The following is a 16562-nucleotide window of genomic DNA, read 5'->3' as shown; positions in this document are numbered from 1 at the left end:
CGGACGCGGACTCAGTCCACCGGGTCCGCGGGATGCGGTGCCAGCAGCGGAAGCTGCGAGGCCAGCCGCTCCTCGCAGAGCTGGACCAGGCGGTCGTATCCCGCCTTGCCCATCAGCTCGATCAGCTCCGGACGGTACGAGACGTACACCGGGTCGCCCGCTCCGTGGGCCGAGGTCGCCGACGTGCACCACCAGTGCAGGTCGTGGCCGCCCGGCCCCCAGCCGCGGCGGTCGTACTCGCCGATGGACACCTGGAGCACCCGCGTGTCGTCGGGCCGGTCGACCCACTCGTACGTGCGACGCACGGGAAGCTGCCAGCAGACGTCGGGCTTGGTCTCCAGGGGCTCGCGTCCCTCCTTGATGGCCAGGATGTGCAGCGAGCAGCCCGCGCCACCGGCGAAGCCGGGACGGTTCTGGAAGATGCAGGAGCCCTCGTACGGGCGGGTCTGGCGGTCCCCGTCCTCGTCCTTGGACACCCAGCCCGTCTCCACGCCCACGTCGTGGTGCTGCCAGATCTCCGGCGTGAGCCGGGCCACGTGCCCGGCCACCCGCTTCTCGTCGTCCTCGTCGGAGAAGTGGGCCCCGAGCGTGCAGCAGCCGTCGTCGGCGCGCCCCGCCTGGATGCCCTGGCAGCCGCTCCCGAAGATGCAGTTCCAGCGAGAGGTCAGCCAGGTCAGATCGCACCGGAAGACCTGCTCGTCATCGGCCGGATCAGGGAACTCCACCCACGCGCGAGCGAAGTCGAGCCCCTTCTCGTCGCTCTTCTTCACGGACTTCCCGGACTTGGTGGCCTTCGCCTGCGGGGAGCCCGTGGCTGATTTGTCGGGCTTCGCCTTTTTCGTCTTTGGCACGGGTCCAGGGTAAGTCGCATCCGCCCGCTCCGGGGACGCCCGGGCGGCTGCCCGTAGATCACCGTTCGACGTGGGCTTTCGCCCCGCCCCTGGTGAATCGTCGTGCGGGCAGTAGCGTTCCGTCCATGAGACTCGGTGTCCTCGACGTGGGATCGAACACGGTGCATCTGCTGGTGGTGGACGCCCACCCCGGCGCGCGGCCGCTGCCGGCCCACTCGCACAAGGCCGAATTGCGGCTTGCCCAACTGCTCGACGAGAGCGGGGCGATCGGCCCCGAGGGCGTCGACAAACTGATCGAGACCGTCCAGGACGCCCTGGAGGCCGCCGAGGACAAGGGTGTCGAGGCCCTGCTGCCGTTCGCGACGTCGGCCGTGCGCGAGGCCAGCAACGCCGACGAGGTTCTCGCCCGGGTGCAGGCCGAGACCGATGTCGAGCTGCAGGTACTCACCGGCGCGGAGGAGGCCCGGCTCACCTTCCTGGCGGCCCGCCGCTGGTTCGGCTGGTCGGCGGGCAAGCTGCTCGTCCTCGACATCGGCGGCGGCTCCCTGGAGATCGCCTACGGCATGGACGAGGAGCCGGACGCGGCGGCGTCGCTGCCGCTCGGCGCCGGCCGGCTGACCGCGGGCTGGCTGCCGACCGACCCGGCGGACCCGGCGGCCGTGCGGGTGCTGCGCCGGCATGTACGGGCCCAGATCGCCCGGACGGTCGGAGAGTTCAGCCGTTTCGGCGCCCCGGACCATGTGGTCGCCACCTCCAAGACGTTCAAGCAGCTCGCCCGGATCGCCGGCGCCGCACGCTCCACCGACGGCCTGTACGTCCAGCGCGAGCTCAAGCGCCGCTCCCTGGAGGACTGGGTCCCCCGCCTCACGGCCATGACGGCCGACGAAAGGGCCGAGCTCCCGGGCGTCTCCCCGGGCCGCTCCGGCCAGCTCCTCGCCGGCGCCCTGGTCGCCGAGGCCGCCATGGACCTCTTCGGCGTGGAAACCCTGGAGATCTGCCCCTGGGCCCTCCGCGAGGGCGTCATCCTGCGCCGCCTGGACCAGATGGCCTCGGAGTAGCCGCCCGGACTGGACTGCCTGGTACCGGACGGCCGAGGACCGGACGGCCTCGGACCGGCGCCGTAGTACGGAACGGGCCCGGCCGATGCGACGCGAGCACCCGGCCCGGGTGCGTGGCCTCGGTCACGTGAGCACCCGGGCAGCGGGTGGCGTTGATCACGCGACCACACCGGCAGGTGCGTGGCATCGATCGCCGGAGCATCCCGGCGGGGGTGTCGCGTCCTTCGGGCCGACGGCCACCGCACGCCGGGCCGGAGGTCCGTCCACCCTCAGGTCGGAGGCCGATCCACCGCCGGTCCGAAGGGCCAGGACACCTCCCGGCGGGAGCCCAACGAACCCCCGCCGGGGGCCCACAGGAGCCTCCCGGCCAAGCTCACCGCCCCTCGCCCGACCGCCGGAAGCACCCCGTACGCTGTCCCTCGTGGCAGAACCAGTGGTGCGCATCCCGGATGCGAAGGTCGCGCTGTCCACGGCCTCCGTGTACCCGGAGTCGACCGCGACGGCCTTCGAGATCGCCGCGCGCCTCGGGTACGACGGCGTCGAGGTCATGGTGTGGACCGATCCCGTCAGCCAGGACATCGACGCGCTGCGCCGCCTCAGCGACTACCACCGGATGCCGATCCTCGCCGTTCACGCCCCCTGTCTGCTGATCACCCAGCGGGTCTGGTCCACCGACCCGTGGATCAAGCTCCAGCGCGCCAGGGCGGCCGCCGAGAGGCTCGGCGCGAGCACCGTCGTGGTCCATCCCCCGTTCCGCTGGCAGCGCCAGTACTCCCGTGACTTCGTCACCGGGATCTGGCGCATGGCCGACGAGACGGACGTCCGGTTCGCCGTCGAGAACATGTACCCGTGGCGCTACCGCGACCGCGAGATGCTCGCGTACGCCCCCGACTGGGACGTCACGAAGGACGACTACCGGCACTTCACGATCGACCTCAGCCACACCGCGACCGCCCGCACCGACGCCCTGCAGATGATCGACCGCATGGGCGACCGCCTCGGACACGTCCACCTCGCCGACGGCAACGGTTCCAACAAGGACGAGCACCTGGTCCCGGGCCGCGGCACCCAGCCCTGTGCCGAACTCCTGGACCGGCTCGCGGTGTCCGGCTTCGACGGCCATGTCGTCATCGAGGTCAACACCCGCCGCGCGATGTCCAGCGCCGAACGCGAGGCCGACCTCGCGGAGGCCCTCGCCTTCACCCGGCTCCACCTCGCCTCCGCCGTGAAGGTGCCCCGTAGATGACGGACGCCGCCCCCCGCCGCGGCCGGGGACGCCCCACCCGTACGCAGACGGAGGCGGGCCCCGCCACCCGGGACCGCATCCTGGAGGCGGCCCGCGAGGAGTTCTCCGAGCGCGGGTACGAGAAGACGTCGGTCCGCGGCATCGCCAAGTCCGCCGGTGTGGACTCCGCGCTCGTGCACCACTACTTCGGCACCAAGGAACAGGTCTTCGAGGCGGCCATCGAGGGCGCCTTCGCCCCCGTGCTCGGCGCGCCCGAGACGCTGGTCGAGGGCTCCGTCGAGGGCGTCGGCGAACGCCTGACCCGCTTCTTCCTCGGCATCTGGGAGAACCCCACGAGCCGCACACCGCTGCTCGCGATCGTCCGCTCGGCGGTGAACAACGACACCGCGGCCGCCGTCTTCCGCCGTCTGGTCGCCGCGCAGGTCCTGCGCCGTATCGCGGGCCGGCTCGACGTCCCGGACGCGGAGCTGCGTGCGGAACTGGCGGCGGCCCAGCTCGTCGGGGTCGCCATGCTGCGCTATGTGATCAAGGTCGAGCCGCTGGCCTCGGTGGACCTGGAGCGCATCGTGGCCAGGGTGGCACCCGTGGTCCAGGGACACCTGACGAACCCCTGACGCCCCACGGCCTCTGACGCCCCACGGCCCGTGACGCCCCCCGCGCGCCCCCGCGACCCCCGACCGACCCCTGACGCTCCCCACGACCCCCCACGCCCCCCGACCGACACCTGACGACACCGGCGAACTCATGAGCGAGCGGGCCGTCCGTCGAAGGGGTTCCGTCGCACCGGAACGCCGCTGACGTGCGCGTATGTCATCCGGAGGCGGCCGCTGGTCGAGATGTATGTTTCGAGATGCGGACGGCCTGTCCGGATCCTGGAGCACCGGCGTACGCTCGACTTCAGTCATAACCCTCCTCATACCTCCCCGAAGGAGCGAGCGACGATGCCCGAGCTGAGGTCCCGCACAGTCACCCACGGCCGCAATATGGCGGGCGCACGCGCCCTGATGCGCGCCTCCGGTGTCCCGGGCGCGGACATCGGACGGAAGCCGATCATCGCGGTGGCCAACTCCTTCACGGAGTTCGTGCCGGGTCACACCCACCTCCAGCCGGTCGGCCGGATCGTCGGCGAGGCCATCACGGCGGCCGGCGGCATCGCCCGCGAGTTCAACACGATCGCCGTCGACGACGGCATCGCGATGGGCCACGGCGGCATGCTCTACTCCCTGCCCTCCCGCGACCTGATCGCGGACTCGGTGGAGTACATGGTCGAGGCGCACTGCGCCGACGCCCTGATCTGCATCTCGAACTGCGACAAGATCACGCCCGGCATGCTGATGGCGGCCCTGCGCCTGAACATCCCGACGGTGTTCGTCTCCGGCGGCCCGATGGAGTCCGGCCGCGCCACCCTGGTCGACGGCACGGTCCGTACGCTCGACCTGGTCGACGCGATCTCCGACGCCGTGAACGACAAGATCTCGGACGAGGACATCCTCCGTATCGAGGAGAACGCCTGTCCCACCTGCGGCTCCTGTTCCGGCATGTTCACCGCCAACTCGATGAACTGCCTGACCGAGGCCATCGGCCTGAGCCTGCCCGGCAACGGCTCCGTCCTCGCCACCCACACCGCCCGCAAGGGCCTGTACGAGGACGCGGCCCGCACGGTCGTCGACATCACGCGCCGCTACTACGACCAGGACGACGAGTCGGTCCTGCCCCGCAACATCGCGACGCACGCGGCCTTCGAGAACGCCATGGCCCTCGACATCGCCATGGGCGGCTCCACGAACACGATCCTGCACCTGCTGGCCGCCGCCCAGGAGGCGGGCGTCCCCTTCGGCCTGGACGAGATCAACGAGGTCTCGCGCCGGGTGCCGTGCCTCGCCAAGGTCGCGCCGAACGTCGCCAAGGACCGCACGTACTACATGGAGGACGTGCACCGGGCCGGCGGCATCCCGGCCCTCCTCGGCGAACTCCACCGCGCCGGCCTGCTCAACGAGGACGTCCACTCCGTCCACAGCCCGTCGCTGTCGGACTGGCTGAAGACGTGGGACGTGCGCGCCGGCTCCCCGTCCCCCGAGGCGATCGAGCTGTGGCACGCGGCCCCCGGCTGTGTCCGCTCCTCCGAGGCCTTCTCCCAGTCCGAGCGCTGGGAGGCCCTGGACGAGGACGCCGAGGGCGGCTGCATCCGCTCCGCCGAGCACGCCTACTCCAAGGACGGCGGTCTCGCGGTCCTCAAGGGCAACCTGGCCGTCGACGGCTGTGTCGTGAAGACGGCCGGTGTCGACGAGTCCATCTGGACCTTCGAGGGCCCGGCGGTCGTCTGCGAGTCCCAGGACGAGGCCGTCGACAAGATCCTCCGCAAGGAGATCACCCACGGCGATGTCGTCGTCATCCGCTACGAGGGCCCCAAGGGCGGCCCCGGTATGCAGGAGATGCTCTACCCGACCTCGTTCCTCAAGGGCCGCGGCCTCGGCAAGACCTGCGCCCTGATCACCGACGGCCGCTTCTCCGGAGGGACTTCGGGCCTGTCGATCGGCCACGCGTCCCCGGAGGCCGCGTCCGGCGGCACGATCGCCCTCGTCCGGGACGGCGACCGCATCCGCATCGACATTCCGAACCGCACGGTCGAACTGCTCGTGTCCGACGAGGAGTTGGCCACCCGCCGCGAGGCCCTGAACGGCGTCTACGCCCCCGCGAACCGCGAGCGCAAGGTCTCGGCCGCCCTGCGCGCGTACGCCGCGATGGCGACGAGCGCGGACAAGGGCGCGGTGCGGGACGTCTCCAAGCTGGGCTAGCCCGTCCCGTCCTTGAAGAGGTGTGAAGGGGTGTCCCCGGCCGGGGACACCCCTTCACGTCTCACCAGGCCGATGGATCCCGCGCGCCGACAGCGATGAGGGATCCGTCGGGGGTGGTGGCGTAGACATGGTTGTCGGCGGCGACGGGGGCCGGGAGCGCGCTGACGAGTGAGCCCCGGTCGCTCCCCGGTCGCGCCTCTGTCTGGCCGAGCAGCGCCCCCCGGCCGGTGTCGACGGCGATGAGACGCCCGTCCACCGCGGTGAGATAGAGACGGCGCTCCGCCACGGTGGGGGCCGACGCCTTGCTGACGGATGTCTCCACCCGCCACAGTTGCTTCGACGTCTTCGTGTTCACGGCGACCAGCGAACCGTCGTTCCCGAGCAGATAGGCGACGTCCCCCCGCACGGCCACCTGTGCCTGGGCCTGCGGGATGCGCAGCGCGATGCGGTGAGTCCTGCGGTTCGTCACGTCGTAGCGCAGTACGGCATCCGTGTACTGGTCGATGGTGACCGACGTGAACCAGACGGTTCCGTCGTGGGCGGCCACCATGCTCAGCTCCCCGTTCAGGGTTCGCTGCCAGGTCGTGGCACCGGTCCGCGGGTCCACGGCGGTCACCCGGGTTTCGGCCGCCGTGGGTGTCGAGACCACGTAGGCGACGCCGTCCCCGAACGAGTGGAACTGAGGGAGCTTCACCCCGGGGACGGAGTGACGCCACTCCTCCTCGCCGGTGGCGGCGCTCAGGGCGATGACCTCGGAGTCGGGGCCGGTGAGCAGGACCATGCCGGCGACGTGGGTGATACGGCCGTCGTAGCGCGTGACGTCCCGGCTCCAGCGCGTCGCGCCCGTGCCGGGGTCCAGCGCGGTCAGCCGGTGCCCGTCCCCGCTGCCGACCAGCAGGAGCCCGTCGGAGAGGACCGGGGCCGGGGTGGCGTAGGTGCTCGTGTTCCCCGTCGCGCTCCGGGACCACAGCACCTTGCCGTCGTCCGGGTCGATTGCCGCGGCGAGGACACCGGGCCGGACGCACAGCAGTGCCCGGGGGGCGTACGTGCACTGCGACAGACCGCGGGCCTCGGCGCCCGAGGCCCGGAGGTCGAGTTGCCACGGCCGGGAGGCACTCTTGGACGGCGGTGCGGCGTGCTGTTCTGCTACGGGAGTCTGCGACCCGCCGAGGAGATCGAAGGCGCCGACGGCCCCACCGGCGACGGCGAGTCCGGCGACCGCGAGGACCGCGGGCAGCCGACGACCTCGGCCGCCCCTCTTCCGGGCGGCCACGTGGGTGAGGTCCTCGGCGCCCTCCGGACGCTCGTGCCGTGGCCGCAGAGCCACTTTCCGTCCCGGGGGCGCCGACTCCTTCTCCCCTTTGCGCTGTTCGGGGATGAAGGCCCGCGTGTCGTACGAGGCCGAGACCGAGCGCAGCGCCACCATCAGCTCGTCCGGGGTGGGCCGGTCCTCGGGCTCCTTGGCGAGACAGCGCGAGACGAGGTCGACCATCTCCTCCGGCACGCCCGTCAAGTCCGGCTCGTCGTGGACGACTTGATAGGCGACCAGATAGGGGCTGTCCGAGTCGAACGGCCCGCTCCCGGTGGCCGCGTGCACGATCACCGACCCCAGGGCGAACACGTCGGCGGCAGGCCCGACATGCCGTGGCCTGCTGAACTGTTCCGGCGCCATGAACGGCGGAGTGCCGATCAACTTCCCGGTCTCCGTGCGCAGTTCACTGTCGGCGGGGCGCGAGATGCCGAAGTCGATGATTTTCGGCCCGTCCTCCGCCAGCAGGACGTTGCTGGGTTTGAGGTCGCGGTGGACGACACCGGCCCGGTGGATGTCCCGCAGGCCCTCGGCGAGCCCGGCCATCAGATGGCGCAGCCGGTCCGTGGACAGCGCGCCGTTCCGCTTCACGTGCTCGGCGAGCGTCGGCCCGGGTATGAACAGGGTTGCCATCCAAGGGCGTTCGGCCTCGGGGTCGGCGTCCACCACGGGCGCGGTGAAGGCACCGCTGACCCGGCGTGCGGCCGCGATTTCCTGATGGAACCGCCCCCGGAACTCGGGGTCTTGGGAGAACTCAGCATGAACGACCTTGACAGCCAGCCGCAATCCGGAGGCGGAGCGCGCCAGATGCACGATTCCCATGCCACCGGAGCCGAGTCTCGTCTCCAGCAGGTACTGCCCGGCATAGCGCGGATGTTCCGCTTCCGAGTCCGTACCGGTGCTGCGCTGTGGCGGCATCACTCACCCCCGTGGGTTCGACCGCGTGCGCGACGCGCAGAGCCTAGTCGATCCTTCGTACGAAACCTCGACGGCTTGCTAGCCTCGGCGCCCAGCATGATTTTGGCGTGAACCAAACAACGGGGGAGATCGACATGGCCGTGGAAGACATCGCCGTCACGGACGCGGCGGAGGCGGAGCCGCTGTCGGCCCAGGCGCTCCGCACCTACCCGCTCGCTCCGGGTCACAACGTCAACGTCCGCAGCGGTCCGGGCACCCATTTCAGCATCGTCCGCACCCTGCCGGCGGGCTCGCGCGTTCCGATCTACTGCCAGTGCCCAGGCGAATCCGTGGCCGGCCCGTACGGGACGAGCAACGTCTGGGACAACATCTCGAACGGCCAGTTCGTGTCGGACGCCTACGTGCAGACGGGCAGCGACGGCTACATCGCCCCTGCGTGCTCCTGACCGACACCTTGAGGCAAGGGCACCCGCGGCGGCCGACGTGGCTGTGACCGGAGCGATAGCCGGTGGAGCCGTCACCGGAGCGATAATCGTCGCGTGAGCGACGAGACCAGCACCGGAACCGGCACCCCCGCGGGGCCCCAGCCCGAGCCCCTGCGCTTCTTCGGGACGACCTGGGTGGAGCACGACGGCGGCTACACCGGCCGCCGGATCGGCGTGGCCGTCGGTTCCCTCGCCGCCGCCGTGGCCGCCTGCTTCGTGCTCCGCTTCGCCTACCAGGGCCTGACCATCGCGGACGTGGGGACGCTCGTGAGCGTGCTGGTCGTGGTGATGTTCGCGGTGTGCAGCGCCCTCGCGTTCCGCCACACCTCGGAGTCCTTCACCAAGCGGCCCGACCCCGACCGCCAGGCATCCCTGCGTGGTCTGCTCGCCATCGGCTTCGTCGGCTCCCTCCTCGCCTACTGCTTCCGCTCCCTCACCGAGGCCCCGGGCGAGAAACTCCACCGCGAGGAGTACGAGGCGGCCAAGCAGCAGTACACCCGCCGCACCACGCGCCGAGCCGGCAATCCCGCGAAGAAGACCCCCCGCTCCTGAACCGCTTCGAACCGGCCCTGAACCGCTCCTGAACCGCTTCGAACCGGTGCTGAACCGCTTCGAACCGGTCAGGGCCCAGCCCAGAGCCAGAGCCCCAGTCGATCCAGCCCCGTACGACGGCAGGAAACGCCCTACCCCGCCCCTCGCACCATCCACGATCATGAATCCATGACCCCGGCTGCCTCCTCCTCGTCCCCATCCCCCTCCCCCTCCACCGCTTCCGACGGCATCCAACACACCGCGCGCGCCCACTCCTTCAACGCCGCCGCCACGCAGTACGCCGCGAACCGCCCGTCGTATCCGCCGGCCCTCTTCGACGCCGTCGAAGCCCTCGCGGCCCGCTCGCTGGACGGCGCCAGGGTCGTCGACGTGGGCGCGGGCACCGGGATTTCCACCGGGCTGCTGCACGCCCGCGGGGCGGATGTCCTCGCCGTGGAACCCGGCCCAGGCATGGCCGCCGAGTTCCGTCGCGCCCACCCCCGCATCCCGATCGTCCGGGGCAGCGGCGACGCCCTGCCCCTCGCGACCGCCTCCGCGGACTTCCTCACCTACGCCCAGTCGTGGCACTGGACCGACCCGAACCGTTCGGTGCCGGAGGCGCTGCGCGTGCTGCGTCCCGGCGGGGCGCTGGCCCTGTGGTGGAACACCGAGGCGCTCGACGTCCCGTGGATCGAGGCGGCCGCCCGGCGCGCCGAGCGTTTCCTCGGGTGGGATCCGGTGGTCGAGAAGAACGGCAGCGGCGCCCGCGCCGCCCAGTTCCTCTCCGCCGATCCCAGCCGCCGCCTCTCCTTCGAGCGCCGCCAGGTCCGCTGGAGCCGGCGCATCGCGATCGACACGCGCCTCGCCAGTGTCGGCAGCCACTCGCAGTTCCTGGTCCTCGGCGAGGACGCCACCGGAGCGTTCTTCGCCGAGGAACGGAACCACCTCCTCCAGGCGTTCCCGGAAGGGTTCGTGGAGGAGACCTATGTCGTGGAACTGCTGGTGGCGATCCGTTCGTGATCCCGCCCGGCGGCCCACGCGTCGAGGGCCGCCGCACACGCGTGATCGACGTGCCGCAACCCGCCCAGCTCCAGCCGTACGTCACGGTCGGGCGGCAACGCCTCCAAGGCGTCCAGCAGCTTCGGCAGCCGGAGGAACGTGGCGTTGCCGACCACGCGTACGACCATGCCCGCGGCGCCCCGGTCCTCGGTCTCCACGTGCACATGACTGATGTCCCAGGCGGTCTTGGCCACCGCGAGCGCGAGCCCGACCAGCACCCCCTCGAACAGGTTCCCGACCATGATCGCCACCGCGGTCACCGCGAGCACGACCACCTCACCGCGATGCCCCCGCCACAGCGTCCGCACCTCCCGCACCGGCACGAGCTTGCACCCCGCGTGCACCAGCAGCCCCGCGAGCCCCGCCACCGGAATCAACCCGAGCACCGCGGGCACCACGGCCGTGAAGACGAGCAGCCACACCCCGTGCAGCACCCGCGACACCTTGGTCTGCGCCCCGGCCTGCACGTTCGCGGCACTCCGCACGATCACGGCGGTCATCGGCAGCGCCCCGAGCATCCCGCACACGGCGTTCCCGGCGCCCTGCGCGATGAGCTCCCGGTCGTAGTCGGTACGCGGCCCCCGATGCAGCCGGTCCACCGCCGCCGCACTGAACAACGACTCCGCCGAAGCGATCAGCGCGAACGCCAGGACCGTCCCGATCACGCCCACTTCCGTGAGCCGGCCCAGGTCCGCGACGGACGGCGGCCGCACGGCGTCGAACAGCCCCCGCACCTCGACCCGTCGTACCGCCAGATCGAAGACCCCGGTCACGGCCGAGGCGAGCGCCACCGCCAGCAGTGGCGCGGGCACCACGCGCGCTCCCCGCCGCCAGCGCGGCCACAGCAGGAGTACAGCCACGGTGGCGCCGCCGATCGCCAGCGCCACCGGATCCGCGGCGCCGGCCAGCGAGACGAGCCCGGCGATCTTCCCGAGCCCGTCGGCGGGCGCGGCCGCGTCACCCATGGCGTAGACCTGGCCCGCGATCAGCACGAGCCCGATCCCGGCGAGCATCCCCTGGACGACGGCCACGGACACGGCCCGGAACCATCGCCCGAGCCGGAGAACCCCGAGGCCGAGCTGCACCAGCCCGGCCCCGAGCACCAGCACACCCAGTGCCTGGACCCCGTACGCCTGCACAGCCTCGTACACCAGCACGGTCAGCCCGGCCGCGGGCCCGCTCACCTGGAGGCTGCTGCCGGGCAGTATCCCGGCGACCAGCCCACCGACGATTCCGGTCACCAGCCCCAGTTCGGCGGGCACACCGGACGCTATGGCGACCCCGACACACAGGGGCAGCGCCACCAGAAAGACGACGAGGGACGCGAACAGATCGGCTTTGCGCATCACGACAGCACCTCCGGTCGACAGCGGGAGATGCGTGGGTGCCGTGCCGGGGGAGGGCACGACGGACCTGTGCGACACGGCATTGAGCCGTATCGCACAGTGAAATCCATTGTCAGGTAAGCCAGTTGATCGCGCAGCCCCTCAGGGCCACCATCACGCGAACGCGGGAGCGCATGGTCCGCCGGCACCGCGGACGATCCCGTTCCGTTCGCGCCGACGCGCGCCTGCGCCGCTCAGCGCTCCGCCAATCGCTCCGCCAATCGCACCGCCCAGCATTCCGGCCGCCGCTCCGCCCGCTGCTCCGTCGTCCGGCCGGTACGGCCTGACCCTTGACCCGCGCACCTCACGCGAGGAATATTCATCAAGTGATGATTATTCGTCCGCGCCCGCCCGACCCCACAGGAACACCCGTGCCCCTTTCCCCGCCCGCCGTCCGCTCCGAAGGCCTCACCGTCGTCCGCGGCACCCGCACCGTCCTGCACGCACTCGACTTCACCGTCCCGCGCGGCCAGATCACCGGCCTGCTCGGCCCCTCCGGCTGCGGAAAATCCACCCTGATGCGCGCGACCGTCGGCACCCAGGCCAAAGTCGGCGGCACCCTCGAAGTCCTCGGCCTCCCCGCGGGCGACGCCGCACTCCGCTCCCGCATCGGTTACGTCACCCAGGCGCCCTCCGTCTACGACGACCTGACCGTCCGCCAGAACCTCGACTACTTCGCCGCGATCCTCGACCCGGGCCGGGCCGCCTCCGAACGCCGCCACGCCGACGTCACCCGGGCCATCGCCGATGTCGACCTCGCCTCCCACGCCGACTCCCTCGCCGGCAACCTCTCGGGTGGCCAGCGCAGCCGTGTCTCCCTCGCCGTCGCCCTCCTCGGAACCCCGGAACTCCTGGTCCTCGACGAACCGACCGTCGGCCTCGACCCGGTCCTTCGCCGCGACCTGTGGAACCTCTTCCACGCCATCGCCGAGCAGCGCGGTACGACCCTGCTGATCTCGTCCCACGTCATGGACGAGGCCGAGCGCTGCCACCGGCTCCTCCTGATGCGCGAGGGCCGGATCCTCGCCGACGACACCCCCGAGGCCCTCCGCGAACGGACCGGCTCGGACACCGTCGAAGCCGCCTTCCTCCACCTCGTGGACGAGGCGGTCGCGGCCGCGCGGCAGCCCGCGACGACCACCACGAACCCGCCGGGAAACCCCACCGCCGAGCCCCCGGCCCCGGAGCCGCTGCCCTCCGAGCCCTCCGTCCCGGCCTCGCAGGCCCCGGCCTCGGAGCCCACCGACGACCGGTCCTCGGAGGCCCCCACCGACGGCGCCGATCCCCGCCCCGCCGGTGCCCAGCCCCGCGAGGAGAACGCACGATGAGTTCCACCGCGTCCACGACCCCCATCGCGCCCACCAGCCCCGACACCTCCGGGCCGACGGCACCGGCGTCACGCCCGAGCGCGCTCAACGTCTCCCGTACGACGGCCACCGCGGCCCGCGCCCTGCGCCAGCTCCGACACGACCCGCGCACCATCGCGCTGATGATCCTCGTCCCCTGCGTGATGCTGGTCCTGCTCCGCTATGTCTTCGACGGCAGCCCCCACACCTTCGACTCCATCGGCGCCTCCCTCCTCGGCATCTTCCCGCTGATCACGATGTTCCTGGTGACCTCGATCGCGACCCTGCGCGAGCGCACCTCCGGCACCCTCGAACGCCTCCTCGCCATGCCCCTGGGCAAGGGCGACCTGATCGCCGGCTACGCCCTCGCGTTCGGCGCGATCGCGATCGTCCAGTCGGCCCTGGCCACCGGACTCGCGGTCTGGTTCCTCGGCCTGGACGTCACGGGCTCCCCCTGGCTCCTCCTGCTGGTGGCCCTCCTCGACGCCCTCCTCGGAACGGCCCTCGGCCTCTTCGTCTCGGCGTTCGCCGCCTCCGAGTTCCAGGCCGTCCAGTTCATGCCGGCGGTGATCTTCCCGCAGCTCCTCCTCTGCGGCCTGTTCACCCCGCGCTCCGACATGCACCCCGTCCTGGAGGCCATCTCCGACGTCCTCCCCATGTCGTACGCGGTCGACGCCATGAACGAGGTCCTCAAGCACACCGACATGACCGCGACCTTCCTGCGCGACGTACTGATCGTCGCCGGGAGCGCGCTGCTGGTCCTGGGACTCGGAGCGGCGACTCTGCGACGCAGGACGCCGTAGGTCCCCGTGACGGGCGGGGCGGACCGGTCCGCCCCGCCCCGGCCCACCGGGGCCGAGGCGACGCGCAGTCCGCCCACCGGGGCCGAGGCGACGTGCCGCCCCCGCCCGCCGGGACCGAGAGCGACGCACCGTCCGCCCACCGGACATCCCACCCGCCCCCATGATCCCGGTGGGAGGATGAACGCGGACGACTCAACCCTCGGAGGGCACCCGCAACCATGCCTCAGAAAGTCGCAGTCCTCGGTACCGGCAAGATCGGCGAAGCCCTGCTCAGCGGAATGATCCGAGCCGGCTGGGCCCCCACCGATCTCCTGGTCACCGCCCGCCGCCCGGAGCGGGCCAGGGAACTCCAGGAACGCCACGGCGTCACCCCGGTCGGCAACGCGGAGGCGGCGAAGACCGCCGACACCCTGATCCTCACGGTCAAACCGCAGGACATGGGCGCCCTCCTCGACGAACTCGCCCCGCACATCCCCGCCGACCGCCTGATCATCAGCGGTGCGGCAGGCATCCCGACCTCCTTCTTCGAGGAGCGGCTGGCCGCCGGTACCCCCGTCGTCCGCGTCATGACGAACACCCCCGCCCTCGTCGACGAGGCGATGTCCGTCATCTCCGCCGGCACTCACGCCACCGCCGAGCACGTGGCGTACGCCGAGGAAATCTTCGGCGCCGTCGGCAAGACCCTCCTCGTCCCCGAGTCGCAGCAGGACGCCTGCACCGCCCTTTCCGGTTCGGGACCGGCGTACTTCTTCTACCTGGTCGAGGCCATGACGGACGCGGGCATCCTGCTCGGCCTGCCCCGCGACAAGGCGCACGACCTGATCGTCCAGTCCGCGATCGGCGCCGCCGTGATGCTGCGCGACAGCGGCGAGCACCCCGTGAAGCTCCGCGAGAACGTCACGTCTCCCGCGGGCACCACGATCAACGCGATCCGCGAACTCGAGAACCACGGAGTACGCGCGGCACTCATCGCCGCACTGGAAGCGGCCCGCGACCGCAGCCGCGAACTCGCCTCCGGCAACAGCTGACCCACCGCTCCCGGCCGTCCCTCGGGACCGAGGCACGGCCGGGAGCGAGGACGACCACCGGCCTTCAGCCGACCGTCGGTCCTCCGCCCACGGCCGGCCATGGTCCTCGGCCCAGGGGCGACGCCAGTCCTAGGCCCACGGCCGGCGCCAGTCCTCGGCCCACGGTCGGTCCTCAGGCGGCCGTGGGCGGCAGCAACCCGATCGCCCCGTACGCCGCGTCCACGGTCGGCCGCGCCATTTGCCTGGCCCTGGCCGCACCGTCCCGCAACACCCCCTCCACGTACGTGGAGTCCGCGCACAACCGCTTGTGCCTCTCCTGCACGGGGCGGAGCAGTTCGACGACGGCCTCGGCGGTGTCCTTCTTCAGAGCGCCGTACGACGCGTAGGCACCGGCCAAGTCCGCGGGGTTCCCGCCCTCACAGGCCGCGAGGATCTCCAGCAGGTTCGAGACCCCGGGCCGCTCCTCCGGGTCGTAAGCGACATCCTGACCGCTGTCCGTCACCGCGCGCATGATCTTCTTCCGTACGGTTTCCGGCTCGTCGAGCAGATAGACGACTCCCGGTCCGACATCGTCGGTCTTCCCCATCTTCGACGTCGGTTCCTGCAGATTCATGACCCGCGCCGCGACCTCGGGGCGGGTGGCCCGGGGCACCACGAACGTATGGCCGTACCGCTGGTTGAAACGCACCGCCAGATCCCGGGTCAGCTCGACATGCTGTGTCTGGTCGTCCCCGACCGGCACCTCGTCGCTTCCGTACGCGAGGATGTCGGCCGCCATCAGTACGGGATACGTCAGCAACGACAGCCGCACGCTCCCGCCGCGTTTCCGTTCCAGCGCGGCTTTCTCCTTGTACTGGATCATCCGCCGCATCTCTCCGTCGGTCGCGACGCACTCCAGCAGATACGACAGCCGCGCGTGCTCGTCCACATGACTCTGTACGAATACGGTGCACAGTTCGGGATCGAGCCCCGAGGCCAGCAACAAGGTCGCCGCCTGCCTGCTGAGCCTGCGGACCCGCCCCGGATCGTGGTCCACGGTCAGCGCGTGCAGATCGACGATGCAGAACAGGGCTTCGGCCCGGTGCTGATCGACGGCGGCCCAGCGGCGTACGGCTCCCAGATAGTTCCCCAGCGTCAGATGCCCGGTCGGCTTGACCCCACTGAAGATCCGCGTCATCTCTCCACCTCCTGGTCGAGGCCGCCGCGCCCACCGGCCGGCTCCCCGGGAGGGAGACACAAGAACGGCCGCCGAGGGCGGCGGCCGTTGGGTACATACGTGTGTACGGCCGCCTGTCAGGCGGCCCACCACTGGCGGGTGCACGTATGCGTAGTCATGGACGCAGCGTACGCCTCGGGTGGCCCGTCCGGAGTGGAGTTGACACGACCCCTGCCCGTACGTAGTGTTCTCCGAGTTGTCCGACGTGAGCGCCGACTCCGGTCGGTCCCCGGACAGCCATTCCGCACCACCATTCAACGATCGACGACTCGTCGTCGGCTCGTTTTCATGCGTGTTTGCGAAATGAGGATTCCGCGTTCGAAAGGACGCCACCCCGATTAGCTCGGGAGCCAGGAATCCGCTAAAGTCTCACTCGTCGGAACGGCCCAACAGCCGGGAAGACAAACCCCGCTGACTGGGAGTCAGGCCCGAAAGGATCTGATAGAGTCGGACTCGCCGGAAAGGGAAACGCGGAAGCGGGAACCTGGAAAGCACCGAGGAAATCGGATACGGAAACGGTCTGATAGAGTCG

General features: G+C 71.1%; 13 protein-coding genes and 1 pseudogene. 10 read left to right on the top strand and 4 right to left on the bottom strand.

What is annotated here, in order from left to right:
* Positions 1–11: 11 nt before the first annotated feature.
* Positions 12–851 carry a hypothetical protein gene (locus ACIQRL_RS07065; RefSeq protein ID WP_401328220.1) on the bottom strand — a complete coding sequence of 280 codons (840 nt, stop codon included), beginning with the start codon at positions 849–851 and terminating at the stop codon, positions 12–14.
* 125 nt (positions 852–976) lie between these two features.
* Between ACIQRL_RS07065 and ACIQRL_RS07060 the strand changes: the two genes are divergently transcribed.
* The 4 genes from ACIQRL_RS07060 to ilvD all read left to right on the top strand — a co-directional run bounded on the left by ACIQRL_RS07060 (position 977) and on the right by ilvD (position 5950).
* Positions 977–1909, top strand: coding sequence for a Ppx/GppA family phosphatase (locus tag ACIQRL_RS07060; protein WP_401328217.1), 933 nt, complete (start codon positions 977–979; stop codon positions 1907–1909).
* A gap of 421 nt (positions 1910–2330) precedes the next feature.
* Positions 2331–3155: a sugar phosphate isomerase/epimerase family protein gene (locus ACIQRL_RS07055; protein WP_401328215.1), complete on the top strand. Its 825-nt coding sequence runs from the start codon at positions 2331–2333 to the stop codon at positions 3153–3155.
* Positions 3152–3769 carry a TetR family transcriptional regulator gene (locus ACIQRL_RS07050; RefSeq protein WP_401328212.1) on the top strand — a complete coding sequence of 206 codons (618 nt, stop codon included), beginning with the start codon at positions 3152–3154 and terminating at the stop codon, positions 3767–3769. The genes ACIQRL_RS07055 and ACIQRL_RS07050 overlap by 4 nt, the downstream gene beginning before the upstream one ends.
* Positions 3770–4096: 327 nt before the next feature.
* Entirely contained in the window at positions 4097–5950 is a 1854-nt protein-coding gene (gene ilvD, locus ACIQRL_RS07045) for a dihydroxy-acid dehydratase (RefSeq protein WP_401328209.1), read from the top strand.
* Between the two features lie 61 nt (positions 5951–6011).
* Here the strand turns inward: ilvD and ACIQRL_RS07040 are convergent, their stop codons facing one another.
* On the bottom strand, positions 6012–8177 hold the full coding sequence (locus ACIQRL_RS07040) for a PQQ-binding-like beta-propeller repeat protein (RefSeq protein ID WP_401328206.1): 2166 nt from the start codon (positions 8175–8177) through the stop codon (positions 6012–6014).
* Positions 8178–8311: 134 nt separating this feature from the next.
* Here ACIQRL_RS07040 and ACIQRL_RS07035 point away from each other — a divergent pair, with 134 nt between their 5' ends.
* The 3 genes from ACIQRL_RS07035 to ACIQRL_RS07025 all read left to right on the top strand — a co-directional run bounded on the left by ACIQRL_RS07035 (position 8312) and on the right by ACIQRL_RS07025 (position 10213).
* Positions 8312–8623 carry a hypothetical protein gene (locus ACIQRL_RS07035; protein ID WP_401329504.1) on the top strand — a complete coding sequence of 104 codons (312 nt, stop codon included), beginning with the start codon at positions 8312–8314 and terminating at the stop codon, positions 8621–8623.
* A 93-nt stretch (positions 8624–8716) separates the two neighbouring features.
* Positions 8717–9214 (top strand): EamA/RhaT family transporter, encoded by a 498-nt coding sequence (locus ACIQRL_RS07030; protein WP_401328203.1) that lies wholly within the window; start codon positions 8717–8719, stop codon positions 9212–9214.
* 168 nt (positions 9215–9382) lie between these two features.
* Positions 9383–10213, top strand: a complete 831-nt coding sequence (locus ACIQRL_RS07025; RefSeq protein WP_401328200.1) for a class I SAM-dependent methyltransferase — start codon at positions 9383–9385, stop codon at positions 10211–10213.
* On the opposite strand, the gene ACIQRL_RS07020 is transcribed toward ACIQRL_RS07025, so the two are convergent.
* Positions 10177–11598, bottom strand: coding sequence for a SulP family inorganic anion transporter (locus ACIQRL_RS07020; protein WP_401328197.1), 1422 nt, complete (start codon positions 11596–11598; stop codon positions 10177–10179). The genes ACIQRL_RS07025 and ACIQRL_RS07020 overlap by 37 nt on opposite strands.
* A gap of 368 nt (positions 11599–11966) precedes the next feature.
* On the opposite strand from ACIQRL_RS07020, the pseudogene ACIQRL_RS07015 reads away from it, so the two are divergent.
* From ACIQRL_RS07015 to proC, 3 genes and pseudogenes are all read left to right on the top strand, one after another.
* Positions 11967–12776 (top strand): annotated as a pseudogene (locus ACIQRL_RS07015) (ABC transporter ATP-binding protein); the annotation flags it as partial.
* A 185-nt stretch (positions 12777–12961) separates the two neighbouring features.
* Positions 12962–13786 carry an ABC transporter permease gene (locus ACIQRL_RS07010; protein ID WP_401328195.1) on the top strand — a complete coding sequence of 275 codons (825 nt, stop codon included), beginning with the start codon at positions 12962–12964 and terminating at the stop codon, positions 13784–13786.
* A 218-nt stretch (positions 13787–14004) separates the two neighbouring features.
* On the top strand, positions 14005–14814 hold the full coding sequence (gene proC, locus ACIQRL_RS07005) for a pyrroline-5-carboxylate reductase (RefSeq protein WP_401328192.1): 810 nt from the start codon (positions 14005–14007) through the stop codon (positions 14812–14814).
* 172 nt (positions 14815–14986) lie between these two features.
* Here proC and trpS read toward each other — a convergent pair whose 3' ends face one another.
* On the bottom strand, positions 14987–15991 hold the full coding sequence (trpS, locus tag ACIQRL_RS07000) for a tryptophan--tRNA ligase (RefSeq protein WP_401328189.1): 1005 nt from the start codon (positions 15989–15991) through the stop codon (positions 14987–14989).
* Positions 15992–16562 lie beyond the last annotated feature (571 nt).

The sequence above is a fragment of the Streptomyces sp. NPDC091209 genome (assembly GCF_044757755.1).
Lineage (GTDB): Bacteria > Actinomycetota > Actinomycetes > Streptomycetales > Streptomycetaceae > Streptomyces.
This window is presented reverse-complemented; position numbering and strand designations above follow the sequence as displayed.